Annotated in this window: 20 protein-coding genes; 7 read left to right on the top strand and 13 right to left on the bottom strand. The window is 69.4% G+C overall.

Annotated features, from left to right (window positions below; genetic code table 11):
* Positions 1–31: 31 nt before the first annotated feature.
* Positions 32–613, bottom strand: coding sequence for a SprT-like domain-containing protein (locus Q0L11_RS21575; protein ID WP_296600015.1), 582 nt, complete (start codon positions 611–613; stop codon positions 32–34).
* 139 nt (positions 614–752) lie between these two features.
* Here Q0L11_RS21575 and cphA point away from each other — a divergent pair, with 139 nt between their 5' ends.
* The 4 genes from cphA (at position 753) to Q0L11_RS21555 (ending at position 5,494) form a co-directional block, all read left to right on the top strand.
* Positions 753–3,581 (top strand): cyanophycin synthetase, encoded by a 2,829-nt coding sequence (gene cphA / locus Q0L11_RS21570; protein ID WP_296600014.1) that lies wholly within the window; start codon positions 753–755, stop codon positions 3,579–3,581.
* Positions 3,574–4,425, top strand: coding sequence for an isoaspartyl peptidase/L-asparaginase family protein (locus tag Q0L11_RS21565; protein WP_296600013.1), 852 nt, complete (start codon positions 3,574–3,576; stop codon positions 4,423–4,425). The genes cphA and Q0L11_RS21565 overlap by 8 nt, the downstream gene beginning before the upstream one ends.
* A complete protein-coding gene (locus tag Q0L11_RS21560) occupies positions 4,418–5,209 on the top strand; it encodes a cyanophycinase (RefSeq protein WP_296600012.1) in 792 nt (263 codons plus the stop codon). The genes Q0L11_RS21565 and Q0L11_RS21560 overlap by 8 nt, the downstream gene beginning before the upstream one ends.
* 93 nt (positions 5,210–5,302) lie before the next feature.
* A complete protein-coding gene (locus Q0L11_RS21555) occupies positions 5,303–5,494 on the top strand; it encodes a hypothetical protein (RefSeq protein WP_296600011.1) in 192 nt (63 codons plus the stop codon).
* A 36-nt stretch (positions 5,495–5,530) separates the two neighbouring features.
* On the opposite strand, the gene Q0L11_RS21550 is transcribed toward Q0L11_RS21555, so the two are convergent.
* Positions 5,531–7,621, bottom strand: a complete 2,091-nt coding sequence (locus tag Q0L11_RS21550; protein WP_296600077.1) for a catalase — start codon at positions 7,619–7,621, stop codon at positions 5,531–5,533.
* A 773-nt stretch (positions 7,622–8,394) separates the two neighbouring features.
* Here Q0L11_RS21550 and Q0L11_RS21545 point away from each other — a divergent pair.
* Complete coding sequence (locus Q0L11_RS21545; protein WP_296600009.1) at positions 8,395–9,195, top strand: SDR family oxidoreductase; 801 nt, start codon at positions 8,395–8,397, stop codon at positions 9,193–9,195.
* Positions 9,196–9,268: 73 nt separating this feature from the next.
* On the opposite strand, the gene guaA is transcribed toward Q0L11_RS21545, so the two are convergent.
* The 6 genes from guaA to Q0L11_RS21515 form a co-directional block, all read right to left on the bottom strand.
* Positions 9,269–10,843 carry a glutamine-hydrolyzing GMP synthase gene (gene guaA / locus Q0L11_RS21540; RefSeq protein ID WP_296600007.1) on the bottom strand — a complete coding sequence of 525 codons (1,575 nt, stop codon included), beginning with the start codon at positions 10,841–10,843 and terminating at the stop codon, positions 9,269–9,271.
* Complete coding sequence (locus tag Q0L11_RS21535) at positions 10,840–12,117, bottom strand: RsmB/NOP family class I SAM-dependent RNA methyltransferase (protein ID WP_296600005.1); 1,278 nt, start codon at positions 12,115–12,117, stop codon at positions 10,840–10,842. Before Q0L11_RS21535 ends, guaA begins: the two co-directional genes overlap by 4 nt.
* A gap of 4 nt (positions 12,118–12,121) precedes the next feature.
* Entirely contained in the window at positions 12,122–12,529 is a 408-nt protein-coding gene (locus Q0L11_RS21530; RefSeq protein WP_296600003.1) for an MAPEG family protein, read from the bottom strand.
* A gap of 21 nt (positions 12,530–12,550) precedes the next feature.
* The gene (guaB, locus tag Q0L11_RS21525; RefSeq protein WP_296600001.1) at positions 12,551–14,011 is read right to left on the bottom strand and encodes an IMP dehydrogenase; all 1,461 of its coding nucleotides are present in this window, start codon (positions 14,009–14,011) and stop codon (positions 12,551–12,553) included.
* Positions 14,012–14,082: 71 nt separating this feature from the next.
* Positions 14,083–15,255 carry an MFS transporter gene (locus Q0L11_RS21520; protein WP_296600000.1) on the bottom strand — a complete coding sequence of 391 codons (1,173 nt, stop codon included), beginning with the start codon at positions 15,253–15,255 and terminating at the stop codon, positions 14,083–14,085.
* The gene (locus Q0L11_RS21515) at positions 15,252–16,043 is read right to left on the bottom strand and encodes a class I SAM-dependent methyltransferase (RefSeq protein ID WP_296599998.1); all 792 of its coding nucleotides are present in this window, start codon (positions 16,041–16,043) and stop codon (positions 15,252–15,254) included. The genes Q0L11_RS21520 and Q0L11_RS21515 overlap by 4 nt, the downstream gene beginning before the upstream one ends.
* A gap of 54 nt (positions 16,044–16,097) precedes the next feature.
* On the opposite strand from Q0L11_RS21515, the gene Q0L11_RS21510 reads away from it, so the two are divergent.
* On the top strand, positions 16,098–17,027 hold the full coding sequence (locus Q0L11_RS21510) for a LysR family transcriptional regulator (RefSeq protein WP_296599997.1): 930 nt from the start codon (positions 16,098–16,100) through the stop codon (positions 17,025–17,027).
* Here the strand turns inward: Q0L11_RS21510 and Q0L11_RS21505 are convergent.
* Together Q0L11_RS21505 and Q0L11_RS21500 are read right to left on the bottom strand one after the other, a co-directional pair.
* Positions 17,024–17,728, bottom strand: coding sequence for an RlmE family RNA methyltransferase (locus Q0L11_RS21505; protein WP_296599995.1), 705 nt, complete (start codon positions 17,726–17,728; stop codon positions 17,024–17,026). The genes Q0L11_RS21510 and Q0L11_RS21505 overlap by 4 nt on opposite strands.
* On the bottom strand, positions 17,725–18,813 hold the full coding sequence (locus tag Q0L11_RS21500) for a Ppx/GppA phosphatase family protein (protein WP_296599993.1): 1,089 nt from the start codon (positions 18,811–18,813) through the stop codon (positions 17,725–17,727). Before Q0L11_RS21500 ends, Q0L11_RS21505 begins: the two co-directional genes overlap by 4 nt.
* 161 nt (positions 18,814–18,974) lie before the next feature.
* Between Q0L11_RS21500 and hspQ the strand changes: the two genes are divergently transcribed.
* Positions 18,975–19,304, top strand: a complete 330-nt coding sequence (hspQ, locus tag Q0L11_RS21495; RefSeq protein WP_296599992.1) for a heat shock protein HspQ — start codon at positions 18,975–18,977, stop codon at positions 19,302–19,304.
* Between the two features lie 28 nt (positions 19,305–19,332).
* Here the strand turns inward: hspQ and Q0L11_RS21490 are convergent, their stop codons facing one another.
* The 3 genes from Q0L11_RS21490 to Q0L11_RS21480 form a co-directional block, all read right to left on the bottom strand.
* Positions 19,333–20,637, bottom strand: a complete 1,305-nt coding sequence (locus tag Q0L11_RS21490; RefSeq protein WP_296599991.1) for a tetratricopeptide repeat protein — start codon at positions 20,635–20,637, stop codon at positions 19,333–19,335.
* A gap of 104 nt (positions 20,638–20,741) precedes the next feature.
* A complete protein-coding gene (locus tag Q0L11_RS21485) occupies positions 20,742–24,950 on the bottom strand; it encodes a translocation/assembly module TamB domain-containing protein (RefSeq protein ID WP_296599989.1) in 4,209 nt (1,402 codons plus the stop codon).
* Positions 24,947–26,722 carry an autotransporter assembly complex family protein gene (locus Q0L11_RS21480; protein WP_296599988.1) on the bottom strand — a complete coding sequence of 592 codons (1,776 nt, stop codon included), beginning with the start codon at positions 26,720–26,722 and terminating at the stop codon, positions 24,947–24,949. The genes Q0L11_RS21485 and Q0L11_RS21480 overlap by 4 nt, the downstream gene beginning before the upstream one ends.
* Positions 26,723–26,938 lie beyond the last annotated feature (216 nt).

The raw sequence follows: 26,938 nt of genomic DNA, 5'->3' as shown, positions 1-26,938 counted from the left end.
GGCGCGACGCCTCAATCCGCGCCCGATATGGCTAGACGAGCGCCGCGTGAGGGTACCGCCCTGCCCGCCCGACGATCTGCTCCAGTTCGCTGCGCAAGGCCGGACCGATCGTCACCTCCGTGGCGCGACCTTCGAACCCCAGTGCGCGCGCGGCCGCGCGGAAGCGCGGGCCATGGCCCTCGTCGGCCGGCAGCGCGGCGTGGATGAGTTCGTGCGCGAGGACAGCCGCGACCATGACCGGATCGTCGATGAAGGGGGAGATCGTCACATGGCGAAAGCCCATACGGTCGCAAGTGGTGTAGCACGCCCCCAGCGTGCGGCGCGCGGGCGCCAGCGCGCCGACACCGAGCCGCACCCGAAGGGGGATCTCCAGCCCGTTGCGGGAGAAGATCGGCCGCAGCATCACCGCAACATGGGTCAGCCAGTGCTCGCGATTTGGCATGGCGGTGGCGTCCGTCGTTGACGGCAAGGCTTGCGGGATCACGACGCGATACGCCTGCGCCGTTGCGCCGAGATGGTGATGCTGGCCGTCAGGAAAGCCCCCAGGGAAAAACACTGGAAATCCGTGACGCAAAGCTCGGCCGCCGCAGAAGTTCCGGCGTTTGCGAAACATCTAGAATCGCCCTGCCGCGTCTTTGCGCTGAGCGCCAACCTTACGAAAATACAACTAAATCAGTAGCTTCTCATTTGATGCGGCAAGGAACGCCGTGCCCAACCTGACATTCTCGCTAGGCCAGAGTGTGGGAGGTCATGTGTCTGTCGCGTTTGAAGTTTCGCAGCCCGCCGGGCCCATCCATGTATTGGAGCGCGCCGTCTACCGGGGGCCACATGTCTATGGCCCGATCCCCATGGTGCGCATCCGCGTCGACCTCGGCGCGCTGGAGGCCTGGCCTTCCAACACCCTTGAGGGATTCAACGCCGCACTACTGGGGGCGCTGCCGGGTCTCGCGGGCCACGCTTGCAGCCTGAGACGCGCGGGGGGCTTCGTTGAACGGCTGAACCAAGGCACCTGGTTCGGGCACGTCGTTGAACATGTCGCCATCGAGTTGCAGGCGCGCGCCGGCCTCGGCGTCAGCAAGGGCAAAACTCGTTCGGTCAAGGGGCGGGCCGGCGTCTATGACATCCTCTTCGAGTACGCCGAGGAAGAAGTCGGCTTATTGGCCGGGCGCTTTGCGCTACAGCTTGCGCATGGCTTGCTGCCGGCCAAGCTTCGCGGCCTGGTCGGGCTCGAGCTCCTGTCGCGCGAGCCGGCGTTGGAGCCGTTCACGGCTGACGCCGCCGTCGAGCGGCTACGTCGCCTGGAACGGCGCCGGGGTCTGGGCCCCACCACCGGCTCCATCGTCGCGGAGGCGAAGAGGCGCGGCATCCCCGTCATGCGGCTGGACGAGCAAAGCCTGGTCCAGCTTGGCTGGGGACGACACCAGCAGCGGATCCGCGCCAGTATTACGGGCCGGACCTCCTTCGTCGGTGTGGACACCGCGTCGAACAAGGATCTCACCAAGACGCTCCTCGCCCAGTCCGGTATCCCCGTTCCCCGGGGCGCGGTGGTGCGTAGCGCCGACGAGGCGATCAAAGAAGCTCGGCGTCTGGTTGGCCCGGTGGTCGTAAAGCCCCTGGACGGCAATCATGGAAGAGGCGTGACCACCAACCTCGTGGACGACGAGGGCATCCGCCGCGCCTTCGTCGTGGCGGCTGCAATCAGCCCCAGGGTCGTCGTCGAACAGCATTTCGATGGCAACGACCACCGTCTGCTCGTGGTCAATGGCGAGCTCGTGGCGGTCGCAGAGCGAGTTCCCGCGCATGTCATGGGCGACGGCAAGCGGACAATCGCGGAGCTGATCGACGAGGTGAACCGCGACCCCCGCCGAGGTGACGGACACGAGAAGATGCTGACGCGGATCAAGGTCGATGCGCTGGTGAAGAGCCTGCTTGCGGCGCACGGCCTGAGCCTCGACGACGTGCCGGCGGCGGGCCAGCGCGTGTTGCTGCGCAACACAGCCAACCTCTCGACGGGGGGCACGGCGGTTGACCGCACCGACGACATCCACCCGGACAACGCCTGCATCGCGGTGCGAGCTGCGATGACGCTCGGGCTCGACATCGCGGGCATCGATTTCATGTGCCCCGACATCTCCAAGTCCTGCCGCGAGATCGGCGGCGGAGTGGTCGAAGTTAACGCGGCGCCAGGATTCCGCATGCACCTGGAGCCGAGCGAGGGGCGGTCGCGGCCGGTGGCGCCGGCCGTCGTGCGGATGCTGTTCCCGAGCGGTGAAACGGGCCGCATTCCGATATTCGCCGTTACTGGCACCAACGGGAAGTCCACAACCGCCCGGATGCTGGCCCACATCCTGCGTCAAGAGGGACGGAGCGTCGGCCTCACGACGACCTCGGGCGTGTACGTCAACTCCGAGCTGGTCATGAAGGCCGATGCCTCCGGTCCCCGCAGCGCGCGCATGGTGCTGCGCGACCCGATGGTCGAGGCGGCCGTGTTCGAAGTGGCGCGCGGGGGCCTACTCCGCGAAGGGCTCGCCTTCGATAGTTGCGACGTCGGAGCCGTGACCAACATCGCTCCCGACCACCTCGGCGTGAAAGGGGTCGACACCGTCCAAGACCTGGCGTGGGTGAAGTCGGTGGTCGTCGAGAACGTCGCCCCGTCGGGCGTCAGCGTCCTCAACGCTGACGACGTGCTAGTGGCCCGCATGCGGCGCAGGGCCGGCGGAAGTCCAGCCTTCTTCTCGCTGCGCGGCGGCGAAACCATGCCGGCGTTCCTTCGCGAGCATATCGAGCGTGGCGGCCTAGCGGTCGTGCGCGAGGCCAGCGGCGCTGGCGGCGAGATCGTGGTCCACCAGGATGGCCGCCGCAGGCCGCTCATGCGGGCTGGCGAGATCCCAGCCACGCTGGGCGGCTTGGCCGAATTCAACGTGCAGAACGCACTGGCCGCGGCCGGCATGGCGATCGGCGGCGGCGCTTCGCTGCAGACGGTGCGCCTCGCGCTTGCCACGTTCGGCGCCTCCTACGAGCAGAATCCCGGGCGGCTCAACATCTTCGACGGACACGGCTTCCGGGTGATCATGGACTACGCGCACAACCCCGCCGGCCTGGTGGCGCTGCGCGATCTGCTGGTGAAGCTGAGACCGACCTACCGGCGCCAGATCGGCATGGTCTGCGTGCCGGGTGATCGGCGTGACGAGGACCTGCGGGCGATGGGCGAAATCGCCGCCCACACCTTCGACGAGATCGTGCTGCGGGAAGATCCCGGCCGTCGCGGCCGCGCGGAAGGCGAGATCATCGCGCTGATGGCCGAGGGCGCGCAACGCGCCGGCGCCCCAGCGCACAGGATCCACCGCGTGCCCGACGAACTGGCGGCGGCGGAAGCCTGCATGAGCATGGCGCGGCCTGGCGACTTGGTGGTGCTCACACCGACTGAAGTCGACGAGATGTGGCGCCACGTGCTGGCCTTTAGCGCCACGAACCGGCCCGAGGAGATCCCGCCGCCGGAAATTCTTCGGCCCGGAGCGTCGAAGCCGGAAATTCCGGCCATATACGCGGAGACGCCTGCGTCTTGGGTGCGGCATGCGTGAGCGGACCGGCTGGTCTGTCATCCTGCATGGCGGCTGCAAGCCCATCGGCCGAGACCAAATGGAGCCGAACCGCGCCGGCCTCAGTGCGGCGCTGAGCGCGGCCGTGGGCTGGTTGGAATCTGGAGGATCGGCACTCGACGCCGTCGAGTCCGCGGTGATGAGGATGGAGGACGATCCCACCTTCAACGCCGGCCAGGGTTCGGTTCGACGCGCTGACGGTTCAGTCGAAATGGATGCGGCGATCATGGACGGGACGGACTTGTCCATCGGCGCGGTCTGCGTCGTCCGAGACGTACGCAATCCCGTCCGCATCGCCCGCGAGTTGCTCGACGCGCGGGAGACGCTGATCGCAGGGGAGAACGCCGCGCAGCTCGCGCCGACACGTTCACCGGCGGTCGGGCCTACCGCGCTTGCCGGCGGCGATACGGTCGGCTGCGTCGCGCTCGATACGGCGGGACGCATCGCCGTCGCCGTGTCGACCGGCGGGCTGACCCACGCACGACCTGGCCGGATCGGCGACACGCCCCTGCCCGGCTGCGGCTTCTACGCCGATAGTTTCGTCGGCGGCGTGGCGGCGACGGGTGTCGGCGAAAGCATCAGCCGCACGCTGCTGGCCGCCCGAACCATCGTGGCGCTGGAGGCCAGCCAGCCTCCGCAGGCGGCCGTGGAGGCGGCGCTGCTCCACCTCGCTCGCGTAGGTGGAGACGCGGGTTTGATCGCCATGGATCGCACCGGCCAGATCGGATGGAGCCATACCGGCGACCAGTTCGCCGTCGGATGGGCGCGCGGCCCATCGCCGATCCTTCACGTCGAGATCGCCGGCGTAGAGGATACGCATGGCTGAGGGTGTTCTGATCGCGATCGGCGGCCATGAGGACAAGGACGGAGAGCGGACGATCCTGAAGGAGGTCGCCCAGCGGATGCGGGGAGACGTGCTGGTCCTGGCCACCGTCGCGAGCCATGAGCCGGAGGGCTACTTCGAAGCCTACGAGCGCGCCTTCTCCGATCTCGGGGTCAAGGAGTTGCGCGAGCTTTACGTCCAGGAGCGCCCCGAGGCGGCCGACGCGGAAAAGCTGAAGGTCTTCGAAGGCGCCGCAGGCGTGTTCTTCACCGGCGGCGATCAACTGCGCATCTCGAGCCAGATCGGCGACACGCCGGTCGAGGCCGCTGTTCGCAAGCTCCTCGCCGAGGGCGGCGTGGTCGCTGGAACCTCGGCCGGTGCGTCCATGATGAGCGACACCATGTTGGTGCGCGGGGCGAACCAGGAATCCTACCGCATTGGCGACCTGCACATGGCGCCGGGGCTGGGCCTGGTGCGCGACATGATCATCGACCAGCACTTCGCCGAGCGCGGTCGGATCGGCCGCCTGTTGGGGGCCGTGGCGCACAATCCGCGGGTGCTCGGCGTTGGTATCGATGAGGACACCGCGGTCATAATCGAACGCGGACTGATGCGGGTGATCGGCTCCGGCGCTGTCTATTGCGTCGACGGGGCCTCGCTCAGCCACTCCAACATCGCCGAGGGCAAGACTGAGCAGGCGCTGTCGATGCACGACGTCGCACTGCACGTGCTGAGCGCCGGCGACGAACTCTGCTTGCAGACCCGCCGGCCCAGGGCGGCATCCTGACATGCCCCCTCCCCTCGCCAGTTGCAGGCTGCTGGAACGGGCCGGACCGCGTCACGTTCGCCCCATCCGTTTTGCGAGGTTCATCGAGTGCCCATGACGCGCGCCCACTGCGCCGCCTACGGCTTCGCCATTTTCCAGGAAGGGGACGCCTGGGTGTGGGAGTCATACGGCCCCGACGGCCGGCTGCGCGCATCCGGTCGGGCGCCGACAAGAGCGACCGCCGCCGCCTTCGTGGTGCGCGAGATCACCCGCAGCGAACGGAGCTGCGCTTCGCAGGCAGCCTAGGCGGTGACGCCGGCTCGCACCGACGCCACCCTTCCTTCAGGCCTTCGCGTCCAGGTCGACCTTGAGTTCGCGCGGCCAAAACCGCAGCGGTCCGCAGGCGTCGATGAAGGCTCTCGCATCCTTCGCCGACGCCAGCTTCAGGCACCCTTCGTCCAGGTCCGGCAGCAGGCCAGCCTTCTCGAACAGCCGTTCGGCCGCTTCGCTGTAGCCGATGAACTTGCAGTGGCCGAAGGCGTCGTTGACGAAGTCCTTCGCCGCCCCATCACCCGCCAGCAGCGCCGCCCCTTCCGGAGAGGCCAGCACGGCCACGGCATCGAATAGCACCGACGGTCCGCCATCGATCTTCTGCCGCGCCGGAACGAGCTGGCCGTCGGAGAGGACCGCGCCGGCAATCTTCGGGGCCACGACCTCGACCACAGCACCGGCCTTCGCCGCGGCCTTCACCAGGGCGTCATAAAGCGCCGCGTCGGCGCCGTCGGTGAGCAGGACACCCAGCTTGCGGCCCATCAGCGAGCCGGGCCCACGCTGGACGATACTAAGCGCGGGTGACGGGGGCAGGTCTTCGCGGGTCGGCTGGGCGGCCTGGGCGGGCAGCGGCAGCTCTGTCAGGCCGAGGCCGTTGGCGACCGTGCCGGCGAGGCCGGGATCGATGTTGATCAGGTGGGAGACCATCCGCGCCCGGATGTCGGGCCGCTCCACCTTGCTGAGCTCGAAGGTCAGGGCGTCGCCGATATGCTTCTGCTCGATCGCCGTCTGGCTGAGGTAGAACTGGCGCGCCTGGCTGTAGTGGTCAGCGAAGCTTTCCGCCCGCAGCCGAACCTTCGGCCCGTCCGCCTCTTCGGTGAAGCTGCGAAAGCCACGCTCGGGGTTCTCTCGCGGGCCGCCTTCGGCGCCCCAGCTATTGGGCTCGTAGTTCACGCGCCCCTTCGGATTGAAGAAGGCCATGTGGCCGTCCTGCTGGAAGTTCGCGAACGGGCACCGCGGCGCATTGATCGGCAAATGGGTGAAGTTCGGGCCGCCCAGCCGCTTCAGCTGGGTGTCCAGGTACGAGAAGTTCCGCCCCTGGAGCAGCGGATCGTTCGAGAAGTCGATCCCGGGCGGAACGTTCTGGGTGCAGAACGCCACCTGTTCAGTCTCCGCGAAGAAGTTGTCGACCACCCGGTCCAGCACCAGCCGGCCGACAACCCGCACCGGAAGGATTTCCTCGGGAATGATCTTCGTCGGGTCGAGCACGTCGAAGTCGAACTGGTCGGCGAAGTCCTGGTCGAACAGTTGCAGCCCGAGATCCCATTCGGGAAAGGCCCCCAGGTTGATCGCGTCCCAAAGATCCCGGCGGTGAAAGTCCGGATCGGCGCCATTGATCTTCACCGCCTCGTTCCAGACCACCGACTGCAGGCCCAGTCTTGGCTTCCAGTGGAACTTCACGAACGTCGAGCGTCCCTCCGCATCGAGCAGGCGGAACGTGTGGACCCCGAACCCCTCCATGAACCGATACGATCGCGGGATCGTCCGGTCGGACATGATCCACATGACCATGTGCATGCTCTCAGGCGTTAGCGAGATGAAGTCCCAGAAGTTGTCGTGTGCGGTCTGCGCCTGCGGGAATTCCCGGTCCGGCTCCGGCTTGGCGGCGTGCACAACGTCGGGGAACTTGATCGCGTCCTGGATGAAGAAGACGGGGATGTTGTTCCCCACCAGGTCCCAGTTGCCTTCGCGGGTGTAGAGCTTGACGGCGAAGCCGCGCACGTCTCGCGCCAGGTCGAACGACCCCTTGTTGCCGACGACGGTGGAAAAGCGGACGAAGGCCTCCGTCCGCTCGCCGACACGCTGGAATATGTCCGCGCGGGTGATGTCGGCCAGCGACTCCGTCAACTCGAAGAAGCCGTGAGCGCCATAGCCGCGCGCATGAACGACCCGCTCTGGGATCCGTTCGTGGTCGAAGTGGAAGATCTTTTCCCGGAAATGGAAGTCTTCCAGCAGCGCGGGCCCCCGCGCGCCTTGGCGGAGGGTGTTCTGATCGTCCGCAACCGGCGCGCCCTGGCTCGTGGTCAGGGTCGCGACATCGGCGCCAGCGATCTGATGGGTCTCGCCCCCCAACGCCTGGGGCTCTGCGTAGCTTTCGGACAGCTTCGGGCCAAGCGGCGGCTTGGCAGGTGGATCGGCCACCTTGCCCTTATTGCGGGACGTGGTTTTCGGAGGCGTCTTGGCCATGTTTTGGAACCCTGGGCTGAAAGGTTCAGCCGCAACGGCGCCGGCGCCGCCCTGTTCCTGGTCGCCTCAAATGGTAGGAGCCGGCGGCTCTAGTTTTCGGCGGCCGGAGGCGCGGGCGCGAAGAGCGACAGGAAACTGGACGGGGCGCCGAACAGGAGAAGGAAAAGCATGGCGCGGCTAACGCCTTGACGAAGCCGAGGGTTGCGCAGCCGTATGGAACCGACCAGCAGGGCTGGTTGGATAACTCAGGCTAGGGCAACGTCTTAGAGCGCGATGGCGCAACCTGGGCCTTGCCGACGTCTGCCCGTTCGCGACCTCACTGATTGTCGGCGCGCTCTGCGCCCTGACGGCCTTCTCCGAAAGCCCCTGGTAGGCGCGCTACGCGATGCCCGGCATGGCCGCCGTTCGGACTGAGCCCGGCGGAGGACCAGCAACTCGCGGGCCTGCTCATGTGGATTCCTGGCGGGCTGGTGCATGTCGGGGCCACGCGGGGCTTTGGTGGGCCGCGCGATGGGCCGATCAAGGCAACATATGAGGCCCGCCGGAACAGCGCCCAACACGAGCCGCTTTCGGTTCCCATTCAAGGGAGTCGACATGTCGGACGGATACGCCGAGCGCGAGCCGGACGAGTCGCCTGACTGCCGGGGTCCATCGCGCCACGTGGGCAAGGAAGTCGCACGATGTCTGAAATGATCCGCCCCCTCTCCGTCGTCACCGGCGCCTCGTCGGGCATCGGGTACGAACTCGCCAAGCTCTGCGCACAGGATGGGTTCGACCTGATCATTGCCGCCGACCGGCCGGAGTTGGTCGAGGCCGCGCAGGCGCTCGAGGCGCTAGGGGCGCGGGTCGAGCAGGTGCAAGTCGACCTTTCCACCATCGAAGGCGTCGATCGCCTGCTGTCGGTGATCGGCGACCGTCCGGTTGATCATCTCATGGCCAACGCCGGCCATGGACTGGGACATGCCTTCCTGGAACAGGACGTCGCTGACTGGCGGCACGTGATCGACACCAACATCACGGGCACCCTTTATCTGGCGCAACACGTCGTCCGCCGCATGGCCGAGCGGGGTCAGGGAATGGTGCTGTTCACGGGCTCGATCGCCGGCCTGATGCCCGGCACGTTCCAGGCGGTCTACAACGGCACCAAGGCGTTCATCGACAGCTTCGCCTGGGCGCTGCGCAACGAGCTGAAGGACACCGGCGTCAGCATCACCACCCTGCTGCCCGGGCCGACTGACACCGACTTCTTCGAGCGCGCCGACATGCTCGACACCTCGGTAGGCCAGGGCAAGAAGGACCACCCGGCCATGGTCGCCAAAACCGGCTACGAGGCCATGAAGAAGGGCGAAGGCGACGTGGTCGCCGGCTGGAAGAACAAGCTTCAGGCCGTGATGGGGGCAGTGACGCCCGAAAGCGTCAAGGCCGAAATGCATCGCAAGATGGCCGAGCCCAAAGGCGACGGCGAAATCTACCAGAAGCCCCTAGGCTAGCGCCTGGCTTCGCGGGGCCCAGCATTGTAGGCTAATACAACGCTATATCTATCTGATTTAGACGACTTATTCCCTATTCCCACTCGATTGTGCCGGGCGGCTTGCTGGTGACGTCGTAGACGACGCGATTCACGCCGCGGACCTCGTTGATGATGCGCGTGGCGCAGCGGCCCAACACGTCCCACGGGAATTCGAAGAAGTCGGCCGTCATGCCGTCGGTGGAGGTCACGGCCCGGAGGGCCAGAACGCTTTCGTACGTCCGCGCATCGCCCATGACGCCCACGGTCTTCACCGGCAGCAGGACGGCGAAGGCTTGCCAGATGCTGTCGTAGAGGCCGGCCTTGCGGATCTCGTCGAGATAGATGGCGTCGGCCTGCTGGAGGATGGCGACCTTCTCGCGCGTGATCTCGCCGGGGATGCGGATGGCAAGGCCCGGCCCCGGGAACGGGTGACGGCCCACGAACTGCGGCGGCAATCCCAGCTCGACGCCCAGGGCGCGGACCTCGTCCTTGAAGAGCTCGCGCAGCGGCTCGACGAGCTTCAGCTTCATGTAGTCCGGCAGGCCGCCTACGTTGTGGTGGCTCTTGATTACGGCTGAGGGGCCGCCGCGCGCCGAGACGCTCTCGATGACGTCGGGATAGAGCGTGCCCTGGGCCAGGAAGGCCGCGCCCTCGATCTTCGCGCTCTCCTTGTCGAAGACGTCGATGAACAGGCGCCCGATGGTCTTGCGCTTGGTTTCGGGGTCGGTGACGCCGGCCAGTTCACCCAGGAAAAGATCAGACGCATCAACATGAACCAGCGGAATGTTGTAGTGATCGCGGAACATCGTGACGACCTGGGTCGCCTCGTCCTTGCGCAGCAGGCCGGTATCGACGAACACGCAGGTGAGCTGATCGCCGATGGCCTCGTGGATCAGGACGGCGGCCACCGAGCTGTCGACGCCGCCCGAGAGGCCGCAGATCACCTTGGCCTCGCCCACCTGCTCGCGGATCTTGGCGACCTGCTCCTGGCGGTAGCTGGCCATGGTCCAGTCGCCGGAGAGGCCGGCGATGCGGTGGGTGAAGTTACGCAGCAACAGCGCGCCGCGCGGGGTGTGGGCGACCTCGGGGTGGAACTGTATGCCGTAGAAGCGTCGGCCCTCGTCGGCGATCATGGCGAAGGGCGAGCCTTCCGAGGTGGCGACCACCTCGAAGCCCGGCGGGATGGCCGTGATCTTGTCGCCGTGGCTCATCCAGACCGTCTCGGTGTGGCCGAGGTCCCCCAGGCCTTCCAGCAGCGGCGACTGCTTCTGCACCTGGATCTCGGCGCGCCCGAACTCGCGGTCGTGACCGCTCTCCACGGCGCCGCCCAACTGGGCGCACATGGTCATTTCGCCGTAGCAGATGCCGAGCACTGGGACGCCGAGCTCGAAGATGCGCTGCGGGGCCGAGGGGCTGTCATCCTCATGGGCGCTGGCCGGGCCGCCGGAGAGGATCACCGCCTTGGGGGCGAAGCTGTCCAGCATCGGCTCGACCTTGTCGAACGGATGGATCTCGCAATAGACGCCGCTCTCGCGCAGGCGGCGGGCGATAAGCTGGGTCACCTGGCTGCCGAAGTCGACGATCAGGACGCGTTCGTGATGGGTTTTGGCGTGGGGAGATTGGGTCATCGGGCCTTTTCCAGCACGGCCACATAGAAGCCGTCGGTGTTGGAGGATCGGGGCGTCAGGCGCAGGTCGCCGGCCGGGGTCAGGAGCCGCGCTAGGTCGGGCGCCGAGGCGGCCGGCCTGCGTGCGAAATCGGGGTGGCGTGCGAGGAACGCCTCGACGCGGTCCTCGTCCTCCTCGGGAAGCACCGAGCAGGTGACGTAGACGATCCGGCCGCCGGGCTTGAGGTATTTCGTCCCCTCTTCCAGCACCTGGTCCTGGTCCTGCTGGCGCTTGGCGAGCGCGTCGGGGGTCAGGCGCCACTTGGTGTCGGGGTGGCGACGCCATGAGCCCGTGCCCGTGCAGGGGGCGTCGATGAAGACGAGGTCCATCCTTCCCTGGAGGTCCTTGAGCGGATCCTTGTTGAGGGGCGTGCGGACCTGGAGGTTGCGGACGCCGGCGCGCTCTCCCCGGCGGACAGTATCGGTGAGGCGGCGCGCATCGCTGTCGTAGGCGTAGATCTGGCCCGTGTTGGCCATCTCGGCGGCGAGGGCGAGGGTCTTGCCACCACCGCCGGCGCAGAGGTCGAGCACCTGCTGGCCTTTCACGTCGCCGGCCATTGCGGCGGCGAGCTGGGAGCCCAGGTCCTGCACCTCGAACCAGCCCTTGCCGAATTGCGGGATCGCCTCGACCGCGCCCGACCGGGCGGCGGCGTCCGGCGCGGCGATGCGGATCGCGTTCGGCGAAAGGCCCGGCCGCTCAGGATCGAAGGGCGCCAGCGCCTTCAGCGCGCGATCAGGATCGGTCTTCAGCGTGTTGACTCGCAGGTCGACCGGCGCGCGCTCGGCCAGCGCCGCCCCCTCCTCGCCCCGTGCGTCGCCGAAGGCGCGGGCGAACGAGGCGTCGAGCCAGGCGGGGTAGTCGCCGCGGACGTCCGGAGGGGCGGCGTCGAGGTCGGCCGCGCCGCGCAGGGCGGACCATTCGGCGTCGGTGAGCTCGCCCGGCCCGTGCGGCGCGTCGGCCGCGGCCTCGGCGATCTTCTCGACCGGCCAACCCCAGGCGAAGGCGAGGACGCCCAGGACGGCGGCGCGCGCGCTCTCGTCCCCCATGCGCCAGGCCAGCGAGCGCTTGCGGCGCAGGACGTCGAGGACCAGGCCGGAGACCCACGCGCGGTCCTTGGCGCCCGCGTACCGCGCGGCGTCGCCCCAGGCCTTGAGAGCGAGGCGAACGGGCCTGTGCCGCGTCTCGATCTCGGTCAGGACCTCAATGGCCGCCGAAAGGCGTCCGCCGTCGCGCATCAAGTCACCTGAAGAGGGCCACGAGCACCATGACCAGGCCGATCATGGCGACGAGCCAGACGAGGGTTCTCAGCAGGGGGACGCCGGAGGCGTAGAGCGGCGCGTAGAGCGCTCGCCCCGCGACGTAGGCGATGGAGCCATAGACCGTCAGGCTGCCGCCGAGCTTGCCGGCGACGGCGCAGGCCAGTACGGCGGCGGCGAAGAAGGGGAAGGTCTCGGCGAAGTTCCAGAAGGCGCGATCGAGCCGCGCGGCCACCCCGCCCAGCGGCATGGGCGTGTCGCGCGGTCCGGCCGCCCACTTCAGGTCGCCCTGGTGAGCGCGGGCCGCCGCAGCGGCCCACAGGAGCTGGACCAGCCCCACGACAATCGCAACGCCCAGGAGCTTCAGCTCCAGGGCAAGATCCCCACCCATTCCTCGCCTCCCAGGTCCGTTCTAGACGGCGCTCGGATAGTTCGGCGCCTCGCGCGTGATCATCACGTCGTGGACGTGGCTCTCGCGCAGGCCCGCGCCCGTGATGCGGATGAACCGCGCTCGCTTGCGGAACTCTGGCAGGGTCGGCGCCCCGACGTAGCCCATGGCCGCGCGCAGGCCGCCCACCATCTGATGCAGGATCGGCGCGATCGGGCCCTTGTAGGGCACCTGACCCTCGATGCCCTCGGGCACGAGCTTCAGCGCGTCCTTCACGTCCTTCTGGAAGTAGCGGTCCGCGGACCCCTGCCCCATGGCGCCCACCGAGCCCATGCCGCGGTACGACTTGTAGCTGCGGCCCTGGTACAGGAAGACCTCTCCGGGGGCCTCGTCGACGCCCGCAAAGACCGAGCCCATCATGGCCACCGAGGCGCCCATGGCGAGCGCCTTGGCGAGGTCGCCCGAGTACTTGATGCCGCCGTCGGCGACGATCGGCACATCCGAGCCTTCCGCCGCGCGGACCGCATCCGCGATGGCGGTCAACTGGGGCACGCCCACGCCGGCGACGATGCGGGTGGTGCAGATCGAGCCCGGACCGATGCCCACCTTCACCGCGTCGGCGCCGGCGTCGATCAGGGCGCGGGCGGCGTCGTAGGTGGCGATGTTGCCAGCGACGATCTGCACGCGGTTGGTCTCGCGCTTCACGCGCTGGACAGCATCGGCGACGCTGGTGTTGTGGCCGTGGGCGGTGTCGATGACGACCACGTCCACGCCGGCGTCCACCAGCGCCATCGAGCGCTCGAAGCCGGCGTCGCCGACCGTGGAGGCCGCGGCGACCAGCAGGCGGCCCTGGGCGTCCTTGGCCGCGAACGGGTGAGCCTGGGACTTCTCCATGTCCTTCACGGTGATCAGGCCAACGGCGCAGTAGTCGTCGTCCACCACGATCAGGCGCTCGATCTTGTGCCGGCGCAGGAGGTCGCGCGCCTCGGCCTGGCTGACGCCCTCGCGGACGGTGACCAGGTTCTCCTTGGTCATCAGCTCCTTGACCGGGATGTCGTCGCGGCCCTCGAAGCGCATGTCGCGGTTGGTGAGGATGCCCACCAGCTTGCCGCGGGCGTCCACCACCGGGAAGCCGGAGATATGGCGCCGCGCCTTGATCTGGCGGACCTCGCCGAGGCTGGTCTCGGGGGCGATGGTCAGCGGATTGATGACCATGCCGCTCTCGTAGCGCTTCACCTCACGGACGTGGTCGGCCTGCTCCTCGACGGTGAGGTTGCGGTGCAGGACGCCGATGCCGCCGGATTGCGCCATGGCGATGGCCAGGCGGCTCTCGGTGACCGTGTCCATGGCGGCCGACACGAGCGGGATATTCAGACTGATTTCGCGCGTGAAGCGGGTCGAGACGTCCACCTGGGTGGGCATGACGTCGGACGGGCCGGGTTCGAGCAAAACGTCGTCGAAGGTGAGACCTTCTCGGATCTCCATGCGACTCTCCATTTTGCGATCCGCGTATAGGGGCTCGGCGCCCGAGGGAGCAAGGGGCCTGAAGGGGGCGTTCATGCGATTGCGGGCTCCTGTGCGGAATGGGCGCGGCGGACGAGGCCGAAAGTCATGGCGAACATGACCAGGCAGAGGGTCGAGGTGCCGACGATGGCGAGGGTCGGCGAGCGCTCCAGCGCCAGCGCGAACAACGCCGGGCCGAACACCTGGGCGATCAGCGCCGGCCTACCGATCAGGGCGGATCGGTAGGCATAGCCCGAGGGACCGTAGAGGCTGAGCGGCAGGACGCCCTTGGCGACCGTGAGCATGCCGTTGCCGGCGCCCTGCCCGATTGCCATCAGCGGCCCGGCAGGCGCGCCGAGGGTGAGCAGCGCCGCAGCGCCCGCCGGATGCATCAGGGTGGCGACGCGCGTGGTGGCGAGCGGCGGCAGGCGACGCAGCACCGTGAACTCCAGGAAGCGCATTGTCACCGCGGCCACGCCCAGGAGACCGGCGGCCGCCGCAGCGGCCTGGGGCGACAGGCCGAAGGCGGCCAACAGCCGGGGCAGGTGCGCGCTCATGCACGTCGAGATGAACCACGCGCAGGCGAAGAGGACCGCGAGCTGGATCATCGAGCGATCCCAGCGAACCTGCGCATGCAGGGCTTCCGTACGCCGGCCCTGGCCTGGTGTCCTCGGGCAGACCCAGGCGGTCAGCGGCAGGCAGACGGCGATTTGCACCACCGCCCAGACGAAGTGGGTCCCGCGCCAGCCCACCTGCTCGGCGAGCCAGCTCGTCAGGGGCCAACCCACCACCGAGCCGAGCCCTCCGATCAGGGCGACGGCGGTGATCGGTCGCCGCGCGCTCTCCCCGTAAAGCGAGACGAGAATGGCGAAGGGCGTGGGCGACAGGCCCAGCGCCTGGCCCAGGCCGACCACCGCCATCCCGAGGGCAAGGCCGACGCCATCGCGGGCGAAGCCGACCAGCACGAGGCCCGCCGCCAGGGCGACATGCGAGGCCAGCAGCACCCGTTTGCCGCCGCGCTCCTCGATGAACCGGGCGACCTGGGGCGCGATCAGCGCCGGGACCGCGAGCGACACCGAGACCATGGCGAAGACGAACGTCGCCGACAGATGCAGGTCCCGACCGATGGCGTCGCCCAGCACCCCCATCAGGTAGAAGCTGGACGCGAAGGCGGCGATCTGGCCAAGGCCGAAGCCGGCGACGACGAGGCTCTGCGGGCGGTTCATGGCGCCGGCTTCTCGAAGACGATGAAGTCGCCGTAGGTCGGCTTCTCCACGATGGCGCCGGCGGCGAGGTCGGCGTCGATGCGGGCGAAGCCGTCGTCGAGCTCGGCCTCGGTCATGTGCTCGAAGACCGAGACGGCGCGCAGCTTCAACCGCGCCACAAGGGCGGCGATCTCGCCGTCGAAGGGGACCTCCATCTGGACGGCGGCGATCGTGCGGAAGCCGGCGGCCTCGAACAACGCGATCGTTTCCGCCTCGGTAGGAAACATCGCGCGCTCGACGTCGTGGCTGCGCGGGAAGTACCTGCGCCACCAGTGGTCGGGGATGCGATCCTTGAAGGTGCTGCGAAGGATCAGGCGGCCCCCCGGCTTCAGAACCCGGGCGATCTCGCGCGCCGCGGCCGGCTTGTCGGTCACATGGTGATACGAGAGGAACATCAGCACGAAGTCGGCGGAGACGTCCGGCCGTGGGATCGCCTCGGCGCGACCGGCTAGGTAGGTCACCCGCGGGTGGCGGCTGTCCGCCTCTGCGATGCGACGCATGCCGCCGGCGGGCTCGACGCCGTGGATCGGGCCCCCGAAGGTCTCCGCAAGAGCCGGGGTGAAGCGGCCCGTCCCCGAACCGAGGTCGATGCCGACGAGGGGCCGGCGATCCGGCAGATGGCCCGCGAAGGTCGCCATGTAACTGGCGATCGCCGCAGCGGGCAGGATGCGCCCCTGCGCGTAGGTCTGGTGCTGAACCTGGTTGTAGTCGACCGGAGCGAGCGGCGGAGCGGGTGGGTCGGGTTCCATGGCCAGCTAGTGCCCGGGTTGCTGATTTGAGGAAATCGACTAATTTGCGCTCTAATGTTCGAAAATCTCACATCTACCGCCCTGCCCTCGCTGAATGCCCTGAGAGCCTTCGAGGCGATGGCGCGCACGGGCCGGGTCACGCTCGCGGCCGAAGAGCTGCGCGTGACCCACTCGGCGGTGAGCCGCCAGGTGAAGGCGCTGGAGGCGGCCCTCGGCGTGCGGCTGTTCACGGGACCCAAGAACCGGCTGGAACTCACGGCGGCGGGGCGCGAGCTGCTGCCGTCGCTGACCGAGGCGTTCGACCAGATCTCCACCGCGGTGCGCCGCGTGCGCGCGGGGGGCGAGGACCTGCACATCGCCGTCAACGCCAGCCTGTCGGTGAAGTGGCTCATCCCGCGGCTGGCCACCTTCCAGGCGGCGCACCCCGACGTGCGGCTCCACCTGTCGGAACTTTCGGCGCACGCGACCTCGCACCGGGGCGCGCAAGCCGTCGTGCGCATCGTGCCGCTTTCCCGGCTGTCCGATCCGAACTGCACACCGTTCATCCGCAACGCGCTGGGCGCGGTGATGTCGCCGGAGATGGCCGAGCGCTGTGGAAACGACCCGTTGAAGGCCCCTCGTCTCGCCGCGGCGACCCACCCGGAGGCCTGGCCGATCTTCGCAGAGCACGCGGGGATCGAACTCCCGCCGGCCAACGAGCGCCCCTTCCCGCACGTGCACTTCGCGATGGACGCGGCCCTGGCGGGTCTGGGCGCGGCGGTCGTGTCCTGGCCGCTGTGCGTGCACGAGGTGCAGTCGGGGCAACTGGTCGCGCCGCTCGGGTTTCTGCGGTCGGGCAGCGCGTTTGCAATGCTGACGGCGCCCGGCGCCGAAAGTCGGGCGCTGGAGCGGTTCCGGGCGTGGCTGGTGGCTGAGGGCGCGAAGACGCCAGAGCCGTGGGGCGGAGCGCGGGCGTCTGTGGACGGGGACCAGGGCCGCCCCTAACGCCCCCGGAATCCCGTCGCCACGAAGAAGACCTCGGATGAGTCCTGGCGACTGGCCTTGGGCTTTATGTTGCGCACGTCGCGGAAGTGCTTCTTCAGCAGCGCGATCAACTCGTCCGAGCCGCCGCCCTGGAAGGCCTTGGCGACGAAGGTCCCGCCCGGCTTCAGCACCTCGACGGCGAAGTCGATGGCCGCCTCGATCAGCCCCACGATGCGCAGGTGGTCGGTCTCGCGGTGGCCGATGGTGTTGGGGGCCATGTCGGACATCACGACATCGGGCGGACCGCCCAGCAGCGCGATCAGCTTCGGCCCGCACTCCGGGTCGGTGAAGTCCATCTGCAGGATGTGGGCGGGCGGCAGCGGGTCGACGGGCAGCAGGTCGACGCCGACGATGTCGGTGACGCCGCGCTCGATGGCGAGCTGCGTCCAGCCGCCGGGGGCCAGGCCCAGGTCGACGACGCGGGCGCCCTTCCTGAAGAAATGGAAGCGGTCGTCGATCTCGCTGATCTTGAACGCGGCGCGGCTACGATATCCCAATGCCCGCGCCTTGGCGGCGAACGGATCGTTGATCTGGCGCTCCAGCCAGGCCTGCTGGCTGGGCGTGCGTTCCTTGGCGGTCTTGAGGCGCGCGGGCTTGCCGCGCCCGCCCTCCAGGCCGCCGGTCGGCGGCTTCACCATGCGCTTGCGAGGCGGCTCGGTCATTGGACGGGCGCCTCCGCGCTCTTGCCGCGCGCGCGGCGACGCTTGCGGCGGCGTCGCTGACTCCGCTCAGCCATCAGCGAAAGGAGAATGCCTTCGCGCAGCCCGCGGTCGGCCACGCGGACGCGGCTGCAGGGCCACTCCTCTTGCACCGCCTGGAGGATCGCCGCCCCGGCCAGCACAAGGTCGGCGCGGTCCGGCCCGATGCAGGGCTGCGCCGCGCGCTGCGCCGCGGTCAGGGCCAGCAGGTCGTCGGCCGCGGCGTCGCAATCGTCGCGGCTCATCCAGATGCCGTCTACGCGGCTGCGGTCGTAGCGGGGCAGCCTGAGATGCATGCCGGCCAGGCTGGTGATCGCACCGGAGGTGCCGACGAGATGCGCGCGGTCGGCGTGGAAGACCGGCCGCATGGGATCGGCCCGGCGGAAGGCGGCCACCTCGGCCTTCACATGCTCGATCATCCGGCGGAACCAGCTCGCGGTGGCCACGTCGCCCTCCGGGAAGCGCTCCGCGAGCGTGACCACGCCGATGGGGATCGACTGCCACGCGCGCACTACCGGCGCCCCGCCGGGCGGGGTGGCCTTGAGATCCACCCACGAGAGTTCGGTCGAGCCGCCGCCGACATCGACCACCAGGGCGGCGTCGTGGCGATCGTCCAGCAGGTTGAGGCACCCGGTCACCGACAGGCGCGCCTCCTCCTGCGGACTGATGATCTGCAGCTTCACGCCGGTTTCCTGCGCCACGCGGCTCACGAATGCTTCGCCGTTCTCGGCGATCCGGCAGGCCTGGGTGGCGATGGCGCGGAATTTCACCACCCGGCGGCGGCGGACCTTCTCGCCACTGACCTTCAGGGCGGCCAGGGCCCGATCCATCGCCTCGTCCGAAAGGCGGCCGCTCTGCGAAAGCCCCTCACCCAGCCGCACGATCCGCGAGTAGGCCTCGACGACGCGGAAACCCGACGGGCTGGGCGTCGCGATGAGGAGACGGCAATTGTTGGTCCCCAGGTCAAGCGCCGCATAGCACGGCGGATCGACCACAGACCTCTCCCGGCCGCGACTCACCGGCCCGGGCGCGCGCAGCGCCTCACTCATGGACTTGCATCCGTCCTACGCAGGCGCACGCCCCCGCGCGCCTCATTTCGCGGCGATAGTAGCAAGCGTCGCGGGCGCCCGGAAGACGACGACGGTTGAATGACGGCTTTCCGACGCTACGTTCACCTTCCAGTCAGGACAGGGGACGTAGATTCGACGGTATGAGCACGCGACTCGCCAAATTCACGATCGGCCAAGTCGTCCGTCACCGCGTCTACCCGTTCCGTGGCGTGATCTTCGACGTCGATCCGACCTTCTCGAACACCGAGGAGTACTGGCTGTCGATCCCGGAGCACATCCGGCCGCACAAGGACCAGCCGTTCTATCATCTGCTGGCCGAGAACGACGACAGCGCCTACGTCGCCTATGTCTCCGAGCAGAACCTAGAGGTCGACGACACTGGCCAGCCGGTCGGTCACCCGCAGGCCTCGCTGCTCTTCGACGCCTTCAAGGAAGGCCAGTACAAGCTGCGCGCCGGCATCGGCCACTAGGCCGGCCTGCCTCCAGGGCCCACGTCCCTTAGGCCGCCTTGTCGAGCTCGGCCACGAGGTCCGGCGCCAGCTTGACCGCCGCATCGCGATCCGCCTTTCCGCCGGCGGCGTCACCGGCGCCGACCTTGGCCCGCGACCGCCACCAGAGAACGGTCGCGTTTTCACCATCCAGCTTCACGACGGCGTCCAGGTCGGCGATCGCCAGGGCATAGCGCTTGGCCAGCGCATGCAGTCGGCCGCGGGCGAAGAGCGCCTCGACGGATTGAGCGTCGAGCGAGACCGCCTTGTCGAAGTCGGCGAGGGCGCGCGCCTCGTCGCCTCGACCGTACCAGGCCCGCCCGCGCTCGACGTGGAACTCGGCCGACCCAGGCTCGGCGCCGATCAGCGCGTCGAGGATCGGCAGGGCCTCGTCGGGCCGCCCCGCGGCGATGGCGGCCTGCGCCAGCAAGAGCCGGGCCTGGGGATCCTCAGGCTTGCGCTTGAGGTACGGATCGAGCGTCGCCCTGACCTTGTCCGGAGCCCCCATGTCGAGTTGGACAGCCGCGAGACCAACATAGCCGGCCGGATTGTCGGGGGCCGCGCGCTGCGCGGCGCGGTAGGTCGCTTCCGCCTCGTCATCCAGCCGCATCAGGTGGAGTACGGCGCCTTTGGCGGAGATGAGCTCGGCGTTGCGCGGCGCGAGCTTGAGCGCGGCGTTGTAGGCGGCGAGCGCCTCGGGCAACCGGCCGCCGTTCTGCAGCACGATGCCTTTGAAGGCGAGATCCTCGACACTCAGCTTCTCGATGCGCTCGGCCTTTCGGATATCGTCCAGCGCCGGCTGAAGCTGGTTCAGGGCGTACTCCGACCGCGCGCGCGCCAGATGGATCGACGGGTCGCCGGGCGATGTCTCAAGCGCCGCCGTGTAGTCGCGCACGGCGGCTTCGTATTCCCCGCGGTCATAGCGGACCAGGCCACGGCTGACGCGAGCCATGACATGTTGCGGGTCGAGGCCGACCGCCTTGTCGTAGTCCGCCATCGCGGCGTCGAGCCGTTGCATCAGCTCGAGGATTTGGCCGCGGGTCACGAACACCGTCGCCTGGCTTGGCGCCAGCTTCACCGCGATCTCCGCTTGCGCCAGCGCCATATCGAGCTTTCCGGCCGTCCGGTAGGTGTCGGCCAGGACCACCCGCGCCTGGGCCGCCGTGTCGTCGTTGACGCCCGGCGTCGCCAAGAGTTTCTCGCAGGCCGCCACGCGCCCCGCGGCGTCCGTCTCGCTGTAGCTGCAGGTGGCCGCGAAAGCTGGAGAGGCCACGCAGAAGGCCGCGGCGGCGGCCGCCATCACGCCAAGACGCATACGAGAGCCCCCGCCCGAATCCGCCGCGCACAGGCGGCCCACGCAATCTATGCGAGAACGGCTCCAGGGGCGCAATTTCGTTTCCGGCCGACCGGGCCCGGCGGTCAGTAGTCCTTGCGCCAGCGCACGGCGACGCGGTTCCCGGTCCCCGTCCCCGCGTTCTGGCTGGTGAGGCGCGAGAGGATCGAGAGGTTCTTGCGGATCCGCCATTCGACCTGCGCCGACGGCCCCTCGCGACCACCGCCGGTCAGCTCGAGGTAGACGTCGTCGGTGAGGTATTTGCCGCCGGACACCGTAACGCCCGACTGGTCGTCGCCGCCGAACGCCAGGCGGTCCAAGCCGGCGAAGTTGCGCAGGTTGCCGATCACGTCGAAGCCGCCGCCGCCCGCCAGGGCCGAAAGCGCGGACGCGAGCTGCGCGGCCTCCACTGGCGAAAGCTGGGACGCCGAGCGTTCGAACAGCACTTTGGACAGCACCTCGTCGTTCGGCAGGCTGGGCGAAGAGACCAGGGTGATCTCGGGCCGCTCGGCCGTACCGCGAATCCTGACGGTGACGGTCAGCGAGGGGTCCTCCCGCGTCGCGTCCAGCTGCAGGCGGATGTTGGCCGGCCGGGTGGACAGGTAGACGACGCTGCGATCGTCGAACTCGAACCGCTTGCCCGCGAAGTCGTAGTCCCCGCGGACCACATGCGCCGTGCCGCTGAGATCCGGGCGCGAGGTGGTGCCGCCCACGTGCGCGTCCAGCGAGAGCTCGACGTCGAGGCCGCGCCCACGCAGGAACACGCGGCGGGGCGCCCGCAGGTTGACGTCCAGCGTCCATCCCTGCCCGCGCTTGGCGGTGGCGGGGAGCACGGCCGGCAGGTCGTCCGGGCGGTTGATCTCCCGCACGTCCATCGCCACCACGCCCGACGGCGTGGGCGGATCCGCAGCGACGTCGGCGCGGTCGATGGTCAGGTCGCCCGAGAGCTTCACCTTGCCGTCCGCGGCGCGGTTGATCACGGCCCGGCCGGTCGCCGAGGCTGTCGCGGTTTCGTTGTCGATCAGCCGGAAATTCCGCAGGTCGAGGCGGAAGCTGGAGGCGCCTTCCCGCAGCAGGCTCATGCGCCCGCGGCCGCTCACCTGTCCGCCCTTGCCGTCCACGCCGCTGGCCTCGGTGACGTCGATGTCGTCCTCGGTGAACGCGGCCCGCACGGTGACTTCGCGCAGCGATAGGCCGGTGCCGCCGTCGTCGAAGCGGCCCTTGTCCACGGTCACGTTCCCCGACGCCCGCGGATCGGCAAGCGTGCCCGACACCGACGCCTCGGTCCGCACGAAGCCCGAGAGCGACCGTTCGCCGCCCACCAGCAGTTCCCAGAGCGGCCGCACCTCGCCCGCAGCGAAGAAATGGCCTCGCATCGGCCGCTGGCGGGCGATGGCGACGCGGAACGGGCTGGCCGACGCTTCCGCCGGCAACACGAAGCTGGCGTTGGCCTTCAGGCCCTGCTCGTTGGCGGTCGCCATCTCAAGGGCCACGGAGGAATCCGCAAGGCGAGCCGTCAGGCTTCCGTCCATGCCCTGGGCCACGGGTGTGCCCCGGCCCCTGGCGTCCGCGAGCTGGGCGTCGAGATTTCCCTGAAGCCGATCGCCCTGCCCCTGCAATGCGAGGGTCGCGTTCACGCGACCGTCCAGGTCGGCATTGAAGAGGTTGAGGCCGAGGTCCTGCGCCCGTGCGCGAACGTTCGCGACCCCGTCCCGGAGCAGGCCGTCGAAGTCCAGCTTTCCGCCGTCCGACGCCGCGAGGCGCACCCGCGCGGATCGCTCGGCGCCGCCGAAGCGGAAACTGGCCGTCTCCGTCGTCTGAAGGTTGCGCTTGCCCAGCGCGCCGCGGCCGTCGAAGGCGAGCTCGTAACCAGCATCCGAGTCCGACAGCGCACCCCGTCCGTCGACCGTCCAGGCGCCCTGTCCCGACGCGCCGCGCGCCTGCACCGTGTACGGCAACCGCGCCAACGGTCCGTCGGCCTCCAGCCGCGCCGACTGGATCGTGATGGCGGAATTCCGCGCCCTGACGGCTTCCGCCCGCAGGGACAGGTCGGCCCGCGCACCGCCCGCGCCGTCCACGACCTTCGCCGTGCCGGTGACCCGCCCGGCGTCGAGGAACGCGCCGTGCACGATCTCGAGGCGCAGGTCGGCCGCCGAGGGGCTCGAACTGCGCAGCGACAGCGTGCCGGACGCCTTGACCCCGCCGGCGTCGAGGAACAGGTCGCTCAGGTCAACGCCGCCCCGGGGGAACCGGAAATCGGCCTTTGCCCGCGCCGGGCCATATTCGCTGCCCGCGGTGATCGCCGCCGTCCCGTTCGAGCCATCGGCCTGCCGTTGAAAGGTGATGGCCAGCTTAGCGTCCTTCAGCGGCAGGCGGGGGACGTCCACCTGCTCCAGGTCGGCCACGAGGTCGAGGCGCGGCGCACTAAGTGTTCCGGTCGCGTCGCCGGTCCCCTCGATGCGCCCGGTGATCTCGACCGGGCCGGCTCGCACCGGGCCCGTCGCGGTCCAGTCCGCCTTGAAGGCTAGCGACCGGTCGGCCTCCATGACCCCGGCCGCGTTGGCGTCGAGCGAGGCGCCGGCGAGACTGGCCTTGGCCACCGACAGCCGGCCGGCTTGCCAGTTTGCCTGGGCCTGCAGCCGCGGCTTTCCGCCCAGCAGCCGGTCCAGCTCGGCCAGGCCCACGGCAAAGCGGTCGCCACGGGCGTCGAGCGTGAAGGTCCACGGCGCGCCCGAGCCCGCCTGCGAGGCCTGCACATCGAGACTGGCCGCTCCGTTCGCGCCAAGACGCGCCGCCTGGAGATTGGAGATGTTGGCCTTGCCCTTGAAGTTCACGGCGCCCAGCAGGCTGCGGTCGCCGCTGGCCTGCACCTTCAGGCCCCGGCCGGTCAGGTCGAGGCGACGCAGGAGAAGCTGGCCGTTGGACAGCCGCTCGCCATCCAGTTCGGCGACCGGAGCCCCGCCCAGCAACGCGGCGGCGAAGCCCTCTCCCCGGCCCCCGCCCCCCTGCGCTTTCGCCTTGACCGCAAGGCCCGTCTTGCCGCGCGCGACTTCCACAGGCCCCGCGACACGCGCGAGGACGTAGGATCCGAGCGTAACATCGGCGACATCGGCGTTGCCGCGGAAAGTCCAGGCGGCGGCTTGGCCGGTGACCAGGCCAGTGACCCGCGTGGCGCCCAGCCCGGGCCCGCCGCCCAGCAGCTTGTTCAGCGACGCGGTCTGCGCGTCGAGCCGCATCCCCGAGGGGGCCAACGCCCTCTTGCCGAGGTCCCCCTCACCCCAGGCGCGTAGCGTGACGGCGTTGGATTTCAGGCGCGCGTCCAGGGCGTAGGCGCCTGGGCGCGCCTTACGCCCGGCGATGCCGAAGACCACGTCGCGACCCACCCGCTCGGCGTAGGGCGCGGTGAGCGAGGACGCCACGAGGAGCACGCGTCCCCCCGCCTGTCCGCCCTGCGGCGTCCACTGCCCTCTGGCGTAGAGCGGAGTCAGCCTCCCGCTCGTCGCGGTCGCCGAGAACTGTCCTGTCGAGACCGTGCCGTCGGCCCGGATGGCCAGGCGGAACGGCTGGTCGTGCGGCAGGCCGGCGGCGCCTGCCAGGGCTCCGCCCTTGGCTTCGACCGCGTCGGCGACGATCCGCATCGGCCCGGCGGCGCCGAAGGCGAAGTCGAGATGCAGGCGGTCGCCCGGATGGAGCACGCTTGCCGCCTGGACCTTCCCCCGGCGACCGCCCTTTCGCTCCATGTCCAGGTCGAACCCGAGGTCGTAGACGCCGCGCGTACTGCTGAAGGCGGGTTCGAGGACGAGTCTCGTCCGCGCCTCGTCGATATGGAACGAGACCGGCAGCCCGCGGTCCTTGCCCTTGGGGGCCAGGGTTGGGCGGCGTATGACCCGGACGCTCTGCGCCTCGATCAGGTCGGCGTCGAACCGGCGTCGGAGAAGTTCCAGGTAACGCCATGTGATATGGACATTATTGGCTTCTAGCCAAACGCCCTTCTCGTCCCGGATCGTGAGCCGGCGGACGCGCGCGTCGCGCCAGATGTCGCCACTCAGCCCCTCGACCTTGAGCCGCCCGATCCGGCCCAGCTTCAGGCCGTCCGTCCGCGCCTCGATGAGCAGCCGGACCTGCGGCAGCAGCACCCCGTAACGGCCCACGGCCAGCGCGCCGACCAGAAGGACAAGCAGCGACAAGGCGACCGCGGTGATGGCCTTGGGCAGCGCCGGCCGCTTCAGGACCTCGGCGACCGCGCCTTCGCCACCGTCCCCACCCGAGGGCGGCGTATCGGAGGGCGTGCTCAAAAGCTCTGCCCGATGCTGAGGTAGACCTGGATCGCCGGCTCGCCCTTGCGCCGCGCGACGGGCGTGGCGAGGTCGATGCGGATGGGCGCGAAGCCCAGATTGTAGCGGACGCCCACGCCCGCCCCCACAGCCAGGTCCTGGAAGTCTATGGGCCCGCTGGACCCGACCGCGCCGGCGTCCACGAAGACCGCCATCCCCCATTTCGAGGTCAGGTCGCGGCGCGCTTCCAGTGAGGATTCGAAGAGGAAGACGCCGCCGCGGGGCGTGTTGTCCGACAGCCGCGGGCCGACCGCCTGGTATGGGAAACCTCGCACCGAACCGCCACCGCCGGCGTAGAAGCGCTGCGAGGCCGGGATCTCGTCGACCGTGCCGTTGAAGATCCGTCCCAGGCGAAGCCGGCCAGCCAACACGGTCTTCGCCTGCTTGTCCAGCGGCAGATAGTAGACGCCCTGAGCCACCGCCCGCAGGTAGGGCAGGTTCGTGTCGCCCAGGATCAGGGACGGTTCCAGTCGCGCGCTGAGCCGCCAGCCGCGGGTGGGGTTCAGCGCGTCGTTGGAGCGGTCCAAGAGGACGTCTCCGAGACCGGCCACCGTCACCAGATCGCGGCCGAGGGTCGTGAGCGTGCCGGCCTTCTTCTCGTCCGAGCGGCTGGCGGTGACCGAAGCGCCCAGGGTCACGTACGACATCCGGCCATGCCGGCGGGTGACGTCGGCGTGCGCCTCCGCACCGGTCTCGTCGTAGGCGTCGGTCTCCTCGCGGTAGGCCGAGCCGCCGACCTTCAGCGTCTGCTGCGGCCGCCGCCAGTGCGGGAGCGAGACGTCCGTGCCGGCCCGGGTGTCGCGATCCGACACTGTGCCGTAGAGCGCGATCGTATCGGCCCGGTGAAGCCGGTTGTAGTGCGTCCAGCGGACCGTGACCCCCGGGCCATCGGTGGTGGCGTAGCTGGCGCTGGCCTCGATGGTCCGCGTCTTCCGCTCGCTAAGGCTGACGATCACCGGGCGCAGCCCGTCGGGGGTGGCGTTCTCGGGGGGCGCTAGGGCCACCGTCACGCTGTCGTAGACGCTAGTGTCCAGCAGCCGGCGTTCCAGTTCGGCGACGTCGTCTGGATCGTAGGGGTCCCCGGCGTTCCAGGGCGCTAGGCGACGCAGCCAGGCAGGATCGGTGCGTCCGCCGCCACTCACCTTCAGCCCGTCCAGCCGCACCAGCGCGCCCGCGGCGATGCGATAGGTGGGACGCACCGTATGGTCGGCGTGATCGACGACGACGTCCCTGGGCTCCGGGGCGGCGTCGGCATAGCCCCGTTTCTGGATCGCCGCGACGATGCGGCCTTCGGCGGCGATGACTTGGACCGCCCGTCCCGGCGCTCCCTTCGGCAGCGCCACGGCGGCCTGGGCCGCGGCCTGCGCGTCGGCGTCCGGCGCGACGCCCCGCCATTCGACGGCGACGCCGCCGATGGTGAACCGGGGGCCCGGCGCGATCTGGACGAGGGGGCGCGGCGGATCGGTCTCGCTGACGTCGGGCTCGACGCGGTAGCCGTAGTAGCCTTCGGAACGCAGGGCGGCGATGGCGTCCTCGGCGGCGGCGCGCGCGCGCCGCCTTGCCTCGAACCGGTTCTCGATGGGGCGATCGGTCTCGCCGATCACGCGCTGGATCGTCGTGCGGAGATCGGCATCCATCTCGCCCTGGACCGTCGCCTTAGGCTCGGCCGCCTCGGCGAGGCCGGGAGCGCACAAGGCCGCCGAGGCGGCGACGGCGTATAGCAGTCGACCCAAGCCCGAATCCTCGTTCGGCCCCCTTGAAGGCGGGTGTAGCTGCGCGCCCCGTTCGTGTCATCCGGCGGTCGCACAGGAGCGGCGCCTAAATTTCGGGCGCCTGACCAGGCAATGGGCGAAACGGCACGAATTTCCCGCGCCGGCTTCCTGGCTCGCCGTAAGCGTCCTACAGATTCCAAATGAGAAACGGCGGGAAGGCGTGGATTCCATCGTGAG

This window comes from Phenylobacterium sp., assembly GCF_024508875.1.
Classification (GTDB): Bacteria; Pseudomonadota; Alphaproteobacteria; order Caulobacterales; family Caulobacteraceae; genus Phenylobacterium.
Note: the sequence above shows the minus strand (reverse complement) of the source record. Positions and strands in the feature narration are given on the sequence as shown.